The sequence below is a fragment of the Streptomyces sp. NPDC016459 genome (assembly GCF_040632845.1).
Lineage (GTDB): Bacteria > Actinomycetota > Actinomycetes > Streptomycetales > Streptomycetaceae > Streptomyces.
This window is the reverse complement of sequence record NZ_JBEYCR010000003.1, coordinates 455,397-472,176: the sequence shown is the minus strand read 5'-3', so window position 1 is coordinate 472,176 and position 16,780 is coordinate 455,397. Positions and strand designations below refer to the sequence as shown.

Here is a 16,780-nt window from a genome sequence, read left to right as displayed (position 1 = left end):
CGGATGGTCACGCTTGCCGAGGTCGCCCGGCACGCCGGGGTGTCGGCCAGCACCGTGAGCTATGTCCTCAGCGGCAAGCGGCCCATCTCGGACGACACCCGGCAGCGGGTGCGGGACAGTATCGACCGGCTCGGCTACCAGCCCCACGCCGGGGCCCGCGCGCTCGCCAGCAGCCGGTCCCGGATCATCGCGCTCATGGTGCCGCTGCGCACCGACATGTACGTGCCGGTGATGCTGGAGATCGCGGTCGCCGTCGCCACCGCCGCCCGCGCCCACGGCTACGACGTCCTGCTCCTCACCGGGGAGGAGGGCCCGTCGGCACTGCGCCGGGTCACCGGCAGCGGGCTCGCCGAGGCGGTGATCCTCATGGACGTGCAACTCGACGACGAGCGGCTGCCGGTCCTGCGCGCGGAGGGTCCGCCGGCCGTCCTCGTCGGCATGCCCGCGGATCCCGCGGGACTCAACTGCGTCGATCTGGACTTCGCGGCGGCCGGGGCGCTGTGCGTGGAGCATCTGGCCGGTCTCGGACATCGGGAGATCGCCGTGATCGGCGAGTCCCCCGGGGTCTACGCGCGGCACACGGGCTTCGCCGAGCGGACCCTGCGCGGGCTGCGCGACCGGGCGGCCGGACTCGGGATCCGCCTGCTCCACCGGCCGTGCGAGGGCGGTCATGACGCCGTGGCGGCGGTGCTCGCCCGGATCCTCGACGAGCGGCCGGCGACCAGTGCCTTCGTCGTGCAGAACGAGACGGCGGTCGAGCCGCTGCTCGCGCTGCTGCGGCGGACGGGCAGGGCCGTACCGGAGGACGTGTCGGTGGTCGCGGTGTGCGCCGACCAGATCGCCGCCCAGGCCTCGGTGGCGGTGAGCTCGGTGCCGATCCCGGCGCAGGAGCTGGGCCGCAGGGCGGTGGAGCGGCTCGTCGGGTGCCTGACCCGGCCGGAGGCCGAGGACGCCGTCGGGGTCGAACTCCTGACGCCCGAACTGACGGTACGGGCCAGCTCGGGCCCGGCACCGCGCGCCGGCGGGGACTGACGGCCCGCGCCGAACGCCCCGCGCGGGAAGGGGGGACGCGCGCACCTCACCCCCCGCGAGACGGGGTCCCGCACCCCGCACCCCGCACCCCGCACGAGACGCCGGCCCCACACCCCACGGGTCGCGTCCTCAGGAGTCGACGGTCCGCTCCTCGCCCGCGCGCAGGACCAGGCGGCTCGTCCCCCACGGGGTCCTGAGGTCGATCTCCGCGTCCCGGTCCGGGTGGAGGACCGCCCGGTACGCCCCTGGTGACCACGTGAGGTCCAGGCGGGCGCCGAACCGGGTCCGTACGCCCGTCAGTCGGCCGCGCGGGCACCGGTCCGGCGGCGCGGGCAGCAGGACGAGCCGCCCGGGCGTGGACTGGACGAGGGCCTCGATGAGGAGCGCGGGCAGGGCGTGCGCGGCGTCCGCGTTGTAGACGTCACGGGCCGGGTAGTGCGCGCTCATCAGGGAGTCGTGGAAGTAGTCGCCGGTGAGCACGCGCGCGAGTGCGGCGCCCGTACGGCCCGCGTCCCCCAACCGGGCGGCGACCAGGCCGTGGTGGAGGTGTCCGTGGGCCGAGTCGTTCTCGGGGCCCCGGAGTGCGAGGGCGCGCAGGGCGGCCCCGGCGAGGGCTGGGGTGTCGTACGGGGTGATCTCGTCCAGCGGCCAGACGGGGTAGAGGTGGCTGAGGTGCCGGTGGTCGTAGCGGTCGTCGAGTCCGGCCCAGGCCCATTCGGCGAGCGCTCCGTCGTCGTTGACCCGGTACTCCGGGAGCCGGGCGGCGAGCGCCCGCAGACGGGTGGCGTCCGGGGCCGACGCCCGGTCGGCGGCGGCGCGCAGGGCGTGCCGGGCGGCGGCGATGTCCATGGTGGCGTTCACCGCCGCGCCCCCGCTCCATCCGCGCGGCCGGTTCTCCGGGGAATAGGAGGGGACGACGGCGATCCGCCCGTCGGGGCCGGAGCGGGTGAGGAAGTCCTCGTAGAAGAGGGCGAGTTCGCGCAGGAGGAGTGACGTCCTGGGGTCCCGTCGTCCGTTTGCCTCCTCGTCGTCGAGGAGCGGTTTGAGGAGCCAGTCGGTGCCCGCCGTCCACAGGTGGAGGGGGTATTCGCGGCTGAAGTGGTACGAGTGCCCCGAGATGCCGTCGGTGTGGGAGGGGGCGACGATGCCGCGGGTGCCGAAGATCGCGCGGGCGTTGTCCCGCCAGTCCTCCACCTGCCGGTGGAGCAGGGCCGCATGGGCCTCCGTCACCTCGGGGAGGTCGGCGGCGACGGCGGACGCGGTCTGGAGGTTGAGGTTGGCGTCGGTGGTGAACGCCCCGGACCAGGCCGTCTCCCACTCCCCCGTCCAGAGGCCCGTGAGCCGGGGCGGGTGCGTACCGGAGGAGGAGAGCAGGTGGTAGCGGCCCGCGGCGAAGAGGCGTTCCAGGAGGGCGGTGCTGTCGGGGCGGCGGAGGAGGGCCGAGCCCGGCAGGGCCCGGTCGGCCTCGTCCGCGCCGAGGTCGAGGGTGACACGCCGGTAGGCGGTGCCGTGCAGGGCGGTGTGGCGGGCGAGCAGCCGGGCGTGGAGCGCCTCGGGGTCGACGGGCGCGCCTCCACCGGCCAGCACGCGCAGGGCTTCCGTCTCTCCGGTCGTGTCGAGGTCCCCGGCGTGGCTTCGTACCCGGGTGAGGAGCAGCATGCGTCCGGCGCCCTCGACGCGGATGCCGGAGGCCGTGACGGTGGTGCGTCCGGTGTCGGTGAGCAGGAGGGTGAGGCCGGTGTAGCCGAGTGTGCTGCCGGGGTAGCGTGCCCGCAGGGTGAGGACGGACTCCCCGCGGGCGGTGGCGACGCCGCGCCCCGCCTCCAGGTCGGCGGGGACGCCGGGCAGCCGGTGGTCGAGCTCGATTTCGACGACGGGCCCGGGCGAGGTGACGTACTGGACGAGGACGTCGTCGGCGCGGGAGACGAAGACCTCGCTCCGCCGCTCCCCGCGGAGGCAGGAGACGACCCCGGTGGTGAAGTCCACGGAGCGGCGTACGGGGAGGGCGGGGGTGTCGGGCGGGCGCCGGACCCGGGTCAGGAACCCGGGGTGGAAGGGCCGCACCCAGCGCAGCGGCCGCCCGTCCGTGAACGTTTCGGCCGCTGTCGGGTCCCCCGCGAGCAGGGCGTCCTGGAGGGCGGGGAGCGCGGCGGCGAGCCGGGGCGGCGCGGTGGCGGCGGGCGGGTTGTTCGGCCGTACGAGGGTGTGGTGGGTGACGATCACCCGGTCGTCCTCGGGGTCGCCGTGGACCAGCGCGCCGTGGCGGCCGTTCCCGGTGAGGAAGGCGTCCTCCCAGCGGGAGGCGGGCGCGGGTTCCCAGGTGCCGTGCACGACGGATGGTCCCCCGCCGCCGTGTACGGCAGCGGTCGCGTACGTGCGGGACGGCGGGGTCACGTCATGGGGGCTCGGCATCCGGCTCTCCGTGGGCGAGGGGGACTTCGGGTGGGCTCAGCCCTTCACTGCGCCGGTGAGCATGCCCTTCTTGAAGTGCTTCTGGACGAAGGGCGAGAGGACGGCGACGGGGAGCAGGGCGAGGACCATGACGGCCATCTGGACCGCGAGCCCGGAGAGGTCTCCCGCCTTGACGGCCTGGCCGAGACCGACGGGGATCTCCTGCTTCTGGACGAGCTGGATGAGGACGTTCTGCAGCGGCATCATGTTCTGGTCGCTGAGGTAGATGGAGGCGTTGAACCAGGCGCTCCAGTAGCCGACCGCGTAGAAGAGGGTGATGACGGCGATGACCGCCCGGGACAACGGCATCACGATCTGCCAGAGGATCCGCAGGTCTCCCGCGCCGTCGATGCGGGCGCTGTCGACGAGTTCGGGCGAGACGCCCATGAAGAAGCCGCGCAGCACGAGGATGTTGAAGACGCTGACGGCGCTCGGGAGGATCAGCGCGAGGTAGGTGTCGGTCAGACCGAGGGTCTGCACCAGGAGATAGGTGGGGATGAGGCCGGCGCCGAAGAACATGGTGGCCATGAGGGTCAGCAGCAGGAAGCGGTGGCCGAGCGAGCCGGGCCGGGAGAGTCCGTACGCGCAGAGGATCGACACGGTCATGGAGAAGAGCGTGCCCGTCAGGGTGACGAGGACGCTGACGACGGCGGCGCGGGTGACCTGTCCGCCGCTGAGGAGTTCCTGGTAGGCGATGAAGGTGATGTCCCTGGGGACGACCACAAGACCGCCGGTCTCCGTGATCGTCTTCTTGGAGGAGAGGCTGGTGACCACCACGATCCACAGGGGGAACAGGACCGCGAGGCAGGCGAGGACGAGGACCGCGCCCTTGGCCGCGAGTCCGGCCCCTCCGGGCGGCTCCTCCCACACGGGTCGGGCGGGCGCCGCCCACCGGGACCTGGGACTCCGGGTCACTTCCGGTACACCCCCTGCTCGCCCATGAGGTGGGCCGCCTTGTTCGCCGAGAGGACGAGCACGAGACCGACGACTCCCTTGACCAGTCCGGCCGCGGCCGCGTAGCTGAAGTCCTGGCTGCGCAGACCGGTCCACCACACGAAGGTGTCGAGGACTTCGGCCGCCCCCGGCCCTACGGCGTCGCGCTGGAGCAGCAGCTGTTCGAAGCCGACGGTCAGGGCGTCGCCCACGCGCAGGACGAGCAGCAGCGCGATGACGGGCCGCAGCGCGGGCAGGGTGACGTGCCACATGCGGCGCCACCGGTTCGCGCCGTCCATGGCGGCGGCCTCGTACAGGTCCTGGTTGACGGCGGCGAGTGCGGCGAGGAAGACGATGACGCCCCAGCCCGCGTCCTTCCAGATGCCCTCGGCGGTGACGAGGAACTTGAAGACGGCCGGGTCGGTCATCAGGTCGAAACCCTCGTGGCCGTGCTGCCGGAGGGTCTGCGCGATGATCCCCGCCCCGCCCAGGATCTGCTGGAAGACCGTGATGACGAGGACCCAGGAGAAGAAGTGCGGCAGGTACAGGACGGCCTGGACGATCGCCCTGACCCGGGGCCGCAGGACGCTGTTGACCAGCAGGGCGAGCGCGATGGGCACCGGGAAGAAGAGCAGCAGCTGGAGGAGGAACAGGACGAGGGTGTTCTCGACGGCGTGCCAGAACCCGGGGTCGGCGAAGACCCGTTCGAACTGGGCGAGTCCGACCCAGGGGCTCTCCAGCATGGCCGTGACGCCGTTGGTGGAGACGTACGGGTCGTAGTCCTGGAAGGCGACCACGTTCCCGAGGATCGGCACGTAGTGGAAGACCAGGACGAGCGCGAGGGCGGGGGCGGTCATGAGGAGGAGGGTCCGGTCGCGCCGGAGCCGCCGGCCGAGCGGGACGCGCCCGTCCGTACGGCTCCGGCGCCGGTCTCGGCGGCGGTCGCCGCGCGGGGGCGGGCCCGCGGCGGCCCGCCCTGCCGGCTCCGGCCTCGGGGTGTCGAGCGTGCTCACGGTCAGCTCGCCGCGGAGCCGTTGGTGTCGAGGAGCTTCCGGTACCAGTCGCGCAGCTGGTCGCCGCCCTTCGTCTTCCACTCGGAGACGGCCTGCTGCATGTCGGAGACCTTCTTGCGGCCGCGGACGATGTCCTTCTCCAGCTGCTCGAAGTCGTTCATGAGGCCGGTCCACCGGGACGGTTCGGTGACCGTCATGCCGTAGAAGGAGGACTTGGAGGTGACGGCGCCCATGCGCTGCTGCCACTCGATCATGGCCCGGGTGACGTCGGGGGTGTCGGGGTGGGCGATGTAGGGGGCGGGGCTGGCGACGAACATCCAGGAGCTGCTGACCTCCTGGTTGCCCTTGTCGGTCTTGACCGGCAGGCCGTCCTTGACGGTGTGGTGGACGCCCTCGACCCCGTAGTCGGTGAGCATCCGCTCCTTGGTGCCGTAGGGGGCGGCGGTGAAGTCGGCCATGGCGAGGACGTCCTCGATCACCGCCTTGGAGCTGCCCTTCCTGACGAAGGCCCAGATGTTGGCGGGGTTGGTGGCCCACAGCTTCGGGAGGCCGCCCGCGTGGCCCGGGATGTCCATCGCGGCCATGGCGAACGACCGGTTCTGCGCGGCCTGTTCGGCGGACTTGGCATACCAGTGCGAGAGGTCGTTGTTGTAGATCAGACACTGGCCGGCCGTGAAGCGGTTGCCGGTGTCGCCCTGGTTCTGGGCCTTCTCGTCGGGGTGGACGACTCCGGCGTCGTAGAGCTTGCGGGTCCACTCCAGGGCTTCGAGGTACTCGGGGGTCTCGATGCGGTTGACCAGCTTGCCGTCGACCAGGTGCCAGCCGAGCGCCTTGTCGCTGCCGGGCAGCACACCGAACATGTTGTACGCGGTCCAGGTCATGTCCCCACAGGCCCACACCTTCGCCCTGGCGCTGGTGATCTCCTTGGCGAGCGCGAGGAACTCCGCAGCGCTCCTGGGGAGTTGCCAGCCCTTCGCGTCGAAGAGGTCCTTGCGGTAGAAGGGCGCGATGTTGGTGACGTAGGAGGCCGGCATGGGCAGGCCGCGGAGTTTGCCGCCGAAGAGGGAGCGCTGCCAGGCGTCGGTGGGGATCGCCGCGAGGTTGGGGTAGGCCTTGACCTTGTCGCCGGAGAGGTACGGGCCCAGGTCCTCGAACTTGGCGTCGACGGCGCTGGGGATCTTGCCTCCGAGGTTCCAGCTGGGGACGACGACCACGTCGGGGATCTCACTGGACGCGAGGACGGCGCCGAGCTTCTGGTCGTAGACGTTGCCGTCCTGGTTCTGCCAGGCCGCCCGGACGCCGATGGCCTCGTTCATGGCCGTGTAGTACGGGTTGTCGGGGGCGGGCGGGGGTCCCCAGAAGGGCGCCATGATGGTGACGGCGCCGCCCTTGCCCCGCTTCACGGCGACGGAGGCCTTGAGCTCGGCGCTCGGGACGGCGCGGGTGAAACCGGCCGCCGAGCCGTTCTTCGACGCGATGTCGGGGGCCACGACGGCGCTGGGGACGAAGGCGGGGAGGAGCTTCGCCGCGTCCTTGCCGGTGGTGGTGCCGTCCTTCTTCCCGTTGTCCGTTCCGCCGCCTCCGCAGGCCGTGAGCAGCGGTGCGCCGCCGGCCACCGCCGCGGCGGCGACGGCGGTGGAAGCGAGGAAGCCCCTGCGGCTCGGGACGGCTCTCCGGGAGCCCGTGGAGACGGCGTTCGGCGTCATTGCGTCAACCCTTCATGGCACGCGCCAGGACTAACGGCGACCGTGGAGGTGCCGGCCGGCTGCGGTGGTGGAGGTGGTGCGGGGCGGGGCAGGGCGGATCCCGGGCGCCTTCGACGAGGGAGTCGAAGCGCTTCGACATTGCTGCGAGGTTAAGTGAACGTCACGGGCGCGGCAAGGGTCGTTCCGCAGAAACTCACCGCACTTCCAGAGCCAAGTGTGGCGGGACACGCGGGAGATGACCGTCGAAGCGCTTCGAATCGACTGTCGGTCAGGAGCCGACGTGGTCCTGGGGGGGCGGACACCTCCTTCGCGACCGTGGACCCGTGGACGGATGGCTACGTCTCTGTCGCCGCCGAGGGCGTGGAGGTTGCCGTCGACCCGAAATCCATGGATCCGCGAGACGGGTCCGAACGCGCGCCGGCGAGGGCGACGGACAGTGCCGCCACGACGAGCACCTTGCGCTGCTCCGGTCCTCGTACCGCCCGTGGGTTCGTCATGACCCCCGACCCTGAGGCCGCCGCCGACGGTCGGTGGAGGGAGGGCCGCAGGCCGGGGCCGTAGAAAACGCTTGCGCGAAGCATTGACGAAACACCCACGTCCCCCTAGCTTCATGCCCGTTGCACTTCGTACGTCATATATGAGACGCGATACATGAGATCTGAGAGCGCGCCATGTCCTTCGCCCCCAGTCCCATCCCCTCCCGCACCCAGTACGTCCTCGAAGCGATCAAGCACGACATCCTCACCGGGGGACTCAGACCCGGCCAGGCGCTCGTGGAGACCGAACTCGCTGCCCGTTTCGGGGTGTCGAAGACCCCGGTCCGCGAGGCGCTCAAGACCCTCGCGGGCAGCGGACTCGTGGTGATGAGCCAGTACAAGGGCGTCACGGTCCGGATGGTCGACGCGGACATGGCCCGCGCCGTATACGACGTACGGCTGCTCCTAGAGCCCGAGGCGGTCCGCCGCGCCGTCGCCTCCGGGGCCCCGCTCGACACGGCCCACGAAGCCCTGCGACGGGCCGCCGGTGCCGAGGACCCGGCCGAACGGTCCCTGGCCAACCGGGACTTCCACCGCGCGCTCTACCTGCCCTGCGGCAACCCGCTGCTCGGCCGCATGCTCGACGAGGTCCGTGACCAGGCCGCGCTCGTCTCCACGGTCGCCTGGGCCGCCGTCCCCTCCTGGGAGCGCGAGGCGGCGGAGCACGAGGCGATCCTGCGGCTCGCCGTCGCGGGTGACGTCGACGGGGCCGGCCGAGCCGTGCACGCCCACATCGCGTCGTTCGTCGAGCGCGCCTTCCCCCACTCCCCCCTGGACAGCGAATGAGCGGGCAGCAGCACGTGAGCATCGATTTCGAGACCCTCAGGACCGCCCTCGCCGACGTCGTGGCCATCCCGGTCACCCCGTTCGCCGAGGACGGCTCCGTGGACACCGTCACACACCGGGCGCTGCTGCGCCGGCTGCTCGACGGCGGGGTCCGCACCCTCACCCCGAACGGCAACACCGGGGAGTTCTACGCCCTCACCCCCGAGGAGCGCCGCTTCCTCACCGAGGTGACCGTGGAGGAGGCCGGCGACCGCGCCGTGATCCTGGTGGGCATCGGCCATGACGTACCGACGGCGGTGGAGGCGGCGCGGCACGCACGGGCCACCGGTGCCGGGATGGTGATGGTCCACCAGCCGGTCCACCCGTACGTCTCCGAGAGCGGCTGGGTCGACTACCACCGGGCCATCGCCGAGGCCGTCCCGGAGCTCGGTGTCGTCCCCTACATCCGCAACCCGCTCCTGAGCGGGGCCCGGCTCGCCGAGCTCGGCGCCGCCTGCCCCAACGTCATCGGGGTGAAGTACGCGGTCCCCGACGCGGCCCGGTTCGCCGGCTTCGCCCGGGACGCGGGCCTCGACCGGTTCGTGTGGGTGGCGGGCCTCGCCGAGCCGTACGCCCCCGCCTACTTCGCGAGCGGCGCCACCGGCTTCACCTCCGGCCTGGTCAACGTCTCCCCCGCGGTCTCCCTGGAGATGCTGGGCGCCCTGCGGGCGGGCGACTACACGGCCGCCATGAAGGTGTGGGAGCGGATCCGTCGCTTCGAGGAGCTGCGCGCGGCGAACGGCAGCGCCGACAACGTGACCGTGGTCAAGGAGGCCCTCGCCTCCCTCGGGCTCTGCCGCCGTTCCGTCCGCCCGCCGAGCCGGGAACTCCCGGAGACCGAGCGGGCCGAGGTCGCCGCGATAGCCGCCGGCTGGTCGGCATGAGCGGCGACGGGACCCGGCGTACGGAGCAGCGGCCCGCCGCGCCGCAGTCGGCCGGGCAGGCGTCCACGGGAGGGTTGCGGCCCGAGCAGCTCCGGAGCCATCAGTGGTACGGCACGGACGGACTGCGGTCGTTCAGCCACCGCGCCCGCACCCGGCAGCTCGGTTATCTGCCCGAGGAGCACCTCGGGAAGCCGGTGATCGCGATCCTCAACACCTGGTCCGACATCAACCCGTGCCACGTCCATCTGCGCGACCGCGCCCAGGCCGTGAAGCGGGGGGTGTGGCAGGCGGGCGGCTTTCCGCTCGAGTTCCCGGTCTCCACCCTTTCGGAGACCTTCCAGAAGCCGACGCCGATGCTCTACCGCAATCTGCTCGCCCTCGAGACCGAGGAGCTGCTCCGCTCGTACCCGGTGGACGGGGCGGTGCTGATGGGCGGCTGCGACAAGACGACCCCGGCGCTCCTGATGGGCGCGGCCTCGGTCGACCTGCCGACCGTGTTCGTGCCGGCCGGGCCGATGCTGCCGGGGCACTGGCGGGGGGAGACCCTCGGCTCCGGTACGGACATGTGGAAGTACTGGGACGAGAAGCGGGCCGGTCTCATCGGGGACTGCGAGATGGCGGAGCTGGAGAACGGTCTCGCCCGCTCCCCCGGGCACTGCATGACGATGGGCACGGCGTCCACGCTGACGGCCGCCGCCGAGACCCTGGGCGTGACCGTGCCGGGCGCCTCGTCGGTGCCGGCGGTGGACTCGGGGCACGACCGGATGGCTGCGGCGTCGGGGCTGCGGATCGTGGAACTCGTACGGCAGGACCTGCGTCTTTCGCGGCTCCTGACGGCGGAGGCCTACGAGGACGCGGTCGCCGCGGTGCTCGCGCTCGGCGGCTCCACCAACGCGGTCATCCATCTGATCGCGATGGCGGGGCGCTCGGGGGTGAAGCTGACGCTCGACGACTTCGACCGGATCGCGCGGACGGTCCCGGTGCTCGCGAACCTGCGGCCCGGCGGCCGGTACCTGATGGAGGACTTCCACTTCGCCGGCGGGATGACGGGTTTCCTCTCCCGGCTGACCGACGTCCTGCACCTGGACCGGCCCACCGTCTCCCACCCCACGCTGCGGGAGCAGCTGCAGGGGGCCCTCGTCCATGACGACGAGGTGATCCGGGTCCGGTCGAGGCCGCTGGCGGCCGAGGGCGGGGTGGCGGTGCTGCGCGGCAACCTGTGCCCCGACGGCGCGGTCATCAAGCACATCGCGGCCGAGCCGCGGTTGCTCGCGCACACCGGTCCGGCGATCGTCTTCGACGACTACCGCTCGATGCAGCGGACGATCGACGATCCGGCGCTCGGCATCACGGCCGACCACGTGCTCGTGCTGCGGGGCGCGGGTCCCAAGGGCGGGCCGGGGATGCCGGAGTACGGCATGCTGCCCATCCCCCGGTACCTCCTGGAGCAGGGGGTGCGGGACATGGTGCGGATCTCCGACGCGCGGATGAGCGGGACGAGCTACGGGGCGTGCGTGCTGCACGTGGCGCCCGAGTCGTATGTGGGCGGGCCCCTCGCCCTGGTCCGCACGGGCGACACGATCACCCTCGACGTCGCGGCGCGCTCCCTCCACCTGCACGTCCCGGACGAGGAGCTGGAGAGTCGCAGGGCGGCGTGGACCCCGCCGCCGCCCCGTTACGAACGCGGATACGGCGCGCTCTACATGGAGCAGATCTCGCAGGCCGACACCGGCTGCGACTTCGAGTTCCTGGCGCGGCCGGGCGCCACCCCCGATCCGTACGCGGGCTGAGACCCCACCCGTACACCCGACCGGCCGCAGCCGCGCCACGCGCCCCGGCCGGCCCCCTGTCTCCACCCTGCCCGCACCCCGTCCGACATCTCGCACGTCGTTCGCGAAGCGCTTCACCGAGAACGGAGCCGCCGTCATGGCCTCAGCTGTGACCCCACCGCCCCAAGCCGTCACGGCACGGGTACGCCGCCGCACGGGGGCGGCCCCCCGCCGCCTGCCGTACCTGCTGATCGCCCCCGCCGGACTGCTGATGCTGGGCTTCATCGCCTACCCGGTGCTCAGCGTCTTCTACTACAGCCTCCAGCACTACAACCCGACGAAGCCCTGGCGGAACGGCTTCGCCGGCCTGGAGAACTTCACCCGGATCTTCACGGACGACCCGCACTTCTGGGGGACGCTGACCTTCAGCCTCAAATGGGTCGTCGTCGAGGTGACGCTCCAGCTGCTCTTCGGTCTGGCGCTCGCCCTCATCGTGAACCAGACGTTCGTCGGCCGCGCCCTCGGCCGGGCCCTGGTCTTCTCGCCGTGGGCCGTCTCGGGTGTGCTGACCTCCGCGATCTGGGTGCTGCTCTACAACTCGCAGACCGGCATCAGCCGTTACCTGGCGGACATGGGCCTCGGCACGTACGGCACGTCCTGGCTCTCCGACACGGCCACCGTGTTCCCCGCGGCGATCGTCGCCGACCTCTGGCGCGGGGTGCCCTTCTTCGCCATCCTCATCCTGGCCGACCTCCAGTCCGTACCGAAGGACCTGTACGAGGCGGCCGAGGTCGACGGGGCGGGCCGGGTCCGCCAGTTCGTCCACATCACGCTGCCCCACATCCGGGACGCGATCGTCCTGTCCACGCTGCTGCGCGCGGTGTGGGAGTTCAACAACGTCGACCTGCTGTACACGCTGACCGGCGGCGGCCCCGCGGGCGTGACGACCACGCTGCCGCTCTACATCGCCGAGACCAGCGTCGAGGCCCACAACTTCGGATACGCGTCCGCCCTCACCACGGTGGCGTTCGTGATCCTTCTCTTCTGCTCCGTGATCTATCTGCGCCTGAGCAAGTTCGGAGGCGACGGCAAGTGACTGCCGAATCCATCCTCAGCCCGGCCCCGGCCGCCCCGGTCGCGCAGGCGGCGCCGCCGCCCGACCGGACCCCGCCCGCCCCCGCCCGCTCCAGGCACCGCGCCTGGGACGAGGTGCCCCGCTGGCAGATCTACCTGCCCCTCGGGATCTACCTCCTCTTCACGCTGATCCCCTTCTACTGGATCCTGCTCTTCGCCGTACGGCCCGCCGGGTCCACGTCGCTGCTGCCCTGGCCGATGACGACCGCGCACTTCGAGAAGGTGTGGAACGAGCGCAGCTTCGGCGTCTTCTTCCAGAACAGCCTGCTCATCGGGGTGGCGGTGCTGATCAGCACCACGTTCGTCGCCCTGGCCGGCGGTTACGCGCTCGCCCGCTTCGACTTCCGGATCAAGAAGGGCTTCATGCTGGCCCTGCTCTGCTCCCAGTTCGTGCCGGGCGCCCTGCTCCTCGTCCCGCTGTTCCAGATCTTCGCCGAGCTGCGGATGATCAACTCCCTGGGCAGTGTGATCATCGCCGAGACCGTCTTCCAGCTGCCGCTGTCGATGATCCTCATCAGCGGGTTCATCAGGAACGTGCCGTACTCCCTGGAGGAGGCGGCGTGGGTCGACGGCTGCAACCGCTTCCGCGCCTTCCGGGTCGTCGTCCTCCCGCTGCTGAGGCCCGGTCTGGTCGCGGTCGGCTCCTTCGCCTTCGTGCACGCCTGGAACCACTTCCTGTTCGCCCTGATGTTCCTCAGCAGCCAGGACAAGCAGACGATCCCGGTGGGGCTCAACACCCTCATGGGCGCCGACAGCGTCGACCTCGGGGCGCTCGCCGCGGGCGGGGTCATCGCGGCCGTCCCCGTCGTCATCGTCTTCGGCTTCATCCAGAAGTGGCTGGTCACGGGGTTCAGCGCCGGGGCGGTGAAGGGATGAGCGGCGCCCACCCGAGCCAGGAGGGCGTGCACGCCGCACGCGGCCCGCTGCCCGTCGTCCTCGCGGGCGCCCGCGGCCACGGCCGCAGCCACCTCCTCAACATCCGCCGCCTCGAGGAGCGGGGGCTCGTCCGGCTGGCGGGGGTGTGCGAGCTGCGCCCCCTCGACGCGGCCGAACTCGACGGCGTCGGGGACCCCGAGCAGTCCGCCGACTTCGAGGCGCTGCTCGCCTCGACCGGAGCCCGGATCGCCGTGCTCAGCACCCCCATCCAGACCCACACCGACATGGCCATCGCCGCGGCCCGGCACGGGGCGCACATCCTCCTGGAGAAGCCTCCCGCCCCGTCGTTCGCGGAGTTCCGCAGGATGACCGAGGGTGTCGAGGCGGCCGGGGTGGCCTGCCAGATCGGTTTCCAGTCGCTCGGCTCGCACGCGGTGCCCGCGATCCGGCGGCTGGTCGAGGAGGGCGCCATCGGCGAACTCCTCGGCGTCGGCGCGGCCGGGGCGTGGGTCCGCGACGAGGCGTACTTCCGACGCTCCCCCTGGGCGGGACACCGCCGGCTCGGCGGGGTCGACGTCGTCGACGGGGCGCTGACCAACCCCCTCGCCCACGCCGTCGCCACCGCGCTCGCGCTGTCCGGCTCCACCCGGGCCGAGGACGCCGTGCACATCGAGACCGAGCTGCTGCGCGCCCACGCCATCGAGTCCGACGACACCTCTGCGGTACGGGTGGTGACCTCGGCGGGCACCCGGGTCACGGTCGCGACGACGCTGTGCGCCGAGACGTCGTCGGAGCCGTACGTGGTCGTCCACGGCGGCCACGGCCGGATCACCTTCTGGTACCGGCAGGACCGGGTCCTCGTGCAGCGGGCCGGGCACGGCCCGGTGGAGACCGAGTACGGCCGCACCGACCTCCTGGAGAACCTCGTCGCGCACGTCACCGACGGCGAGGCGCTGCTCGTGCCGCCGGCGGAGACCGGCGCGTTCATGCGGGTCGTCGAGGCGGTACGGACGGCACCGGACCCGGTGGAGATCCCCGCCGCGCACTGGCACACCGAAGCCGGTGGCAGCGCGCCGCGCCGGGTCGTCGACGGCGTCGACGCGCTGGTGGACGCCAGCGCCGACGAGCTGCGTCTCTTCTCCGAACTCGGCGCCGCCTGGGCGCCGCCGACCCGGGCGGGGGTCCGATGACCCCGGAGGCCCCGACCGTACTGCGCTGCGCGGGACGGGTGGTCGCCCACTACACCACCCGGCCCGGCCTCGCCCTCGACCACTCCCCCCGGCCGTACCTCCATCCCGTCACCACCCTCGGGGGGCGGCCGGTGACCGAGACGGTGCCGGAGGACCACCGGCACCACCTGGGGGCGGGCGTCGCCGTGCCCGATGTGGCGGGCCACAACTTCTGGGGCGGCCGCACCTTCGTCCGCGGTCGCGGTCCCGTCGCGCTCGACAACCACGGGGTGCAGCGGCACGACGGGTTCAAGCTCCGCGATCCGGACGGTTTCGTGGAGGAGCTGAGCTGGACGGCGGGTGGCGAGCGGCTGCTCCGTGAGCACCGTACGGTGGCGGCCGTCGCGCTCACCGACTCCGCCTGGGCCTTGGATCTCACGTTCTCCCTCACCAACGCGTCGGGGCGGGACCTGTCGATCGGCAGCCCGGCGACCAACGGCCGGCTCGGCGCCGCGTACGGCGGTTTCTTCTGGCGGGCGCCGATGGAGGCGACGGCCCCGGTGGTGTTCGGGGCGGACGCCGACGGCGAGGAGGCGGTCCACGGGGTCCGCTCCGACTGGGTGGCGCTGGCGGGCGAGGGCTGGACCCTGGTGTTCGCCGGGGCGACCGCGCGGACCCGTGAGGACCCGTGGTTCGTCCGCGCCGCCGAGTACCCGGGGGTCGGCTCCTCGCTCGCCCACGGGGAGCGGCTCGCGGTCGGGGACGGGGAGACCGTCGTACGGAGGGTGGTGACCGTCGTCGCCGACGGCCGTCTCGACCGTGACGGGGCCGCGGCCCTGGTCCGCAAGGCGGTGGCGTCATGAGCGCGGCGACCGTCACCGGTGACCTGGGCGACGGTACGTACCGCAATCCGGTCCTGGCGGCCGACTGGTCCGACCCGGACGTCCTGCGCGTGGGCGAGGACTACTACCTCACCGCGTCCAGCTTCGGCCGTGCTCCCGGCCTGCCACTGCTGCACTCGCGGGACCTGGTCAACTGGACGCTCGTCGGCCACGCCCTCGAGCGGCTCGAACCGGCCGCCGCGTTCACCGAGCCCCGGCACGACCGGGGGGTGTGGGCGCCCTCGTTCCGGCACCACGACGGGCGGTTCTGGATCTTCTGGGGCGACCCCGACCACGGGATCTTCCAGGTCAACGCCCCTTCCGTGCGCGGTCCCTGGACGGCGCCGCACCTGGTGAAGGCCGGACTCGGGCTGATCGACGCCTGCCCCCTGTGGGACGAGGAGTCGGGCGAGGCGTACCTCGTGCACGCCTTCGCCAAGTCCCGCGCCGGCTTCAACAACCGGCTCGTGGGACACCGGATGAGCCCGGACGGCACGAAGGTGCTCGACGAGGGCCGGGTCCTCGTCGACGCCGACCGGATACCGGGCTGGTTCACCCTGGAGGGCCCGAAGCTGTACCTGCACGACGGCAGGTTCTGGATCCTCGCGCCGGCCGGGGGCGTGGCCACCGGCTGGCAGGGGGCGTTCCGGTCACGGTCGTTCTTCGGGCCGTACGAGGAGCGGATCGTCCTCGCGCAGGGCGACACCGACGTCAACGGCCCGCACCAGGGCGGCTGGGTGCGCACCCAGCGCGGCGAGGACTGGTTCCTGCACTTCCAGCAGTCGGGCGCGCACGGCAGGATCGTCCACCTCCAGCCGATGCGCTGGCAGGCGGACGGCTGGCCCGTGCTCGGCGACGGCGGCGCCCCGGTCCTGGTCCATCGCAAGCCGGACCTGCCGGAGCAACCGCCCGCGCGGCCGGCCGTGGACGACACGTTTCCCGGCGGGCGGTTCGGGCGCCAGTGGCAGTGGACCGCGAACCCGGCGGAGGGCTGGGCCAGTCAGCACGCCGGGGACGGTCTGCGTCTCGGCTGTGTGCGCACGGACCGCATCGGCGATCTGCGGGGCGTGCCGCACGTGCTCACCCAGCGGCTGCCGGCCGGGGCCCTCGTGGTCGAGGTCGCGCTGCGGCTGGACTCCGAGGCGCCCGGGGCCCGCGCGGGGCTCGTCGTCCTCGGCGACGCGTACGCGTGGATCGGTCTTGAGCGGGCCCCGGACGGCACGGCCCGGCTCGTGCACCGCTTCGCCCCGGCCGGCGCCGACGTCGAACGGGACGCGGCGCGCCCGGTGCCCGTCGCCGGGGACCGGGCCCTGTTACGGATCGAGGTCACGGCGGACGCGCGCTGCCGGTTCTCGTACGCCGGCACCGCCGACGCCGTCGGCGGTCCGGTCCGGCTCGGTCCGGAGTTCGCCGCCACGCCCTGGCGCTGGGTCGGCGCGCTGCTCGGTCTGTTCGCCGGGGCTCCGGCGGGCGCGGGACACGCCGGGACGGCCGTGTTCTCCGCGTTCCGTGTCACCCCCGCCTGAACGGTTCCTCCCCCGGGCGTCCCCGACGCCCCTCGTCCTCCCCCA

General features: G+C 72.5%; 13 protein-coding genes. 9 read left to right on the top strand and 4 right to left on the bottom strand.

The genetic code is table 11. From position 1 onward, the window contains the following. Window positions 1-3 precede the first annotated feature (3 nt). Window positions 4-1,032, top strand: a complete 1,029-nt coding sequence (locus ABZ567_RS12295; RefSeq protein ID WP_360787494.1) for a LacI family DNA-binding transcriptional regulator — start codon at window positions 4-6, stop codon at window positions 1,030-1,032. Between the two features lie 129 nt (window positions 1,033-1,161). On the opposite strand, the gene ABZ567_RS12290 is transcribed toward ABZ567_RS12295, so the two are convergent. The 4 genes from ABZ567_RS12290 to ABZ567_RS12275 are packed head-to-tail and all read right to left on the bottom strand — an operon-like array spanning window position 1,162 to window position 7,135. After that, window positions 1,162-3,444 (bottom strand): glycoside hydrolase N-terminal domain-containing protein, encoded by a 2,283-nt coding sequence (locus tag ABZ567_RS12290; protein ID WP_360787491.1) that lies wholly within the window; start codon window positions 3,442-3,444, stop codon window positions 1,162-1,164. Between the two features lie 36 nt (window positions 3,445-3,480). After that, window positions 3,481-4,398 carry a carbohydrate ABC transporter permease gene (locus tag ABZ567_RS12285; protein WP_360787488.1) on the bottom strand — a complete coding sequence of 306 codons (918 nt, stop codon included), beginning with the start codon at window positions 4,396-4,398 and terminating at the stop codon, window positions 3,481-3,483. Next, window positions 4,395-5,429, bottom strand: coding sequence for an ABC transporter permease subunit (locus ABZ567_RS12280; protein WP_360787485.1), 1,035 nt, complete (start codon window positions 5,427-5,429; stop codon window positions 4,395-4,397). Before ABZ567_RS12280 ends, ABZ567_RS12285 begins: the two co-directional genes overlap by 4 nt. A gap of 2 nt (window positions 5,430-5,431) precedes the next feature. After that, a complete protein-coding gene (locus ABZ567_RS12275; protein ID WP_360787482.1) occupies window positions 5,432-7,135 on the bottom strand; it encodes a Tat pathway signal sequence domain protein in 1,704 nt (567 codons plus the stop codon). A gap of 671 nt (window positions 7,136-7,806) precedes the next feature. Between ABZ567_RS12275 and ABZ567_RS12270 the strand changes: the two genes are divergently transcribed. The 8 genes from ABZ567_RS12270 to ABZ567_RS12235 all read left to right on the top strand — a co-directional run bounded on the left by ABZ567_RS12270 (window position 7,807) and on the right by ABZ567_RS12235 (window position 16,735). Then, window positions 7,807-8,457 carry a GntR family transcriptional regulator gene (locus tag ABZ567_RS12270; protein WP_360787479.1) on the top strand — a complete coding sequence of 217 codons (651 nt, stop codon included), beginning with the start codon at window positions 7,807-7,809 and terminating at the stop codon, window positions 8,455-8,457. 14 nt (window positions 8,458-8,471) lie between these two features. Then, entirely contained in the window at window positions 8,472-9,380 is a 909-nt protein-coding gene (locus tag ABZ567_RS12265) for a dihydrodipicolinate synthase family protein (RefSeq protein WP_360787476.1), read from the top strand. Beyond that, the gene (gene araD, locus ABZ567_RS12260) at window positions 9,377-11,170 is read left to right on the top strand and encodes an L-arabinonate dehydratase (RefSeq protein ID WP_360787473.1); all 1,794 of its coding nucleotides are present in this window, start codon (window positions 9,377-9,379) and stop codon (window positions 11,168-11,170) included. Before ABZ567_RS12265 ends, araD begins: the two co-directional genes overlap by 4 nt. A 136-nt stretch (window positions 11,171-11,306) precedes the next feature. Then, window positions 11,307-12,245, top strand: a complete 939-nt coding sequence (locus ABZ567_RS12255; protein ID WP_360787470.1) for a sugar ABC transporter permease — start codon at window positions 11,307-11,309, stop codon at window positions 12,243-12,245. An 11-nt stretch (window positions 12,246-12,256) separates the two neighbouring features. Next, window positions 12,257-13,159, top strand: coding sequence for a carbohydrate ABC transporter permease (locus ABZ567_RS12250; protein WP_360787659.1), 903 nt, complete (start codon window positions 12,257-12,259; stop codon window positions 13,157-13,159). Then, window positions 13,156-14,349: a Gfo/Idh/MocA family oxidoreductase gene (locus ABZ567_RS12245; protein WP_360787467.1), complete on the top strand. Its 1,194-nt coding sequence runs from the start codon at window positions 13,156-13,158 to the stop codon at window positions 14,347-14,349. Before ABZ567_RS12250 ends, ABZ567_RS12245 begins: the two co-directional genes overlap by 4 nt. After that, entirely contained in the window at window positions 14,346-15,191 is an 846-nt protein-coding gene (locus ABZ567_RS12240) for a PmoA family protein (protein ID WP_360787464.1), read from the top strand. Before ABZ567_RS12245 ends, ABZ567_RS12240 begins: the two co-directional genes overlap by 4 nt. Next, window positions 15,188-16,735, top strand: coding sequence for a family 43 glycosylhydrolase (locus ABZ567_RS12235; RefSeq protein WP_360787461.1), 1,548 nt, complete (start codon window positions 15,188-15,190; stop codon window positions 16,733-16,735). The genes ABZ567_RS12240 and ABZ567_RS12235 overlap by 4 nt, the downstream gene beginning before the upstream one ends. Window positions 16,736-16,780 lie beyond the last annotated feature (45 nt).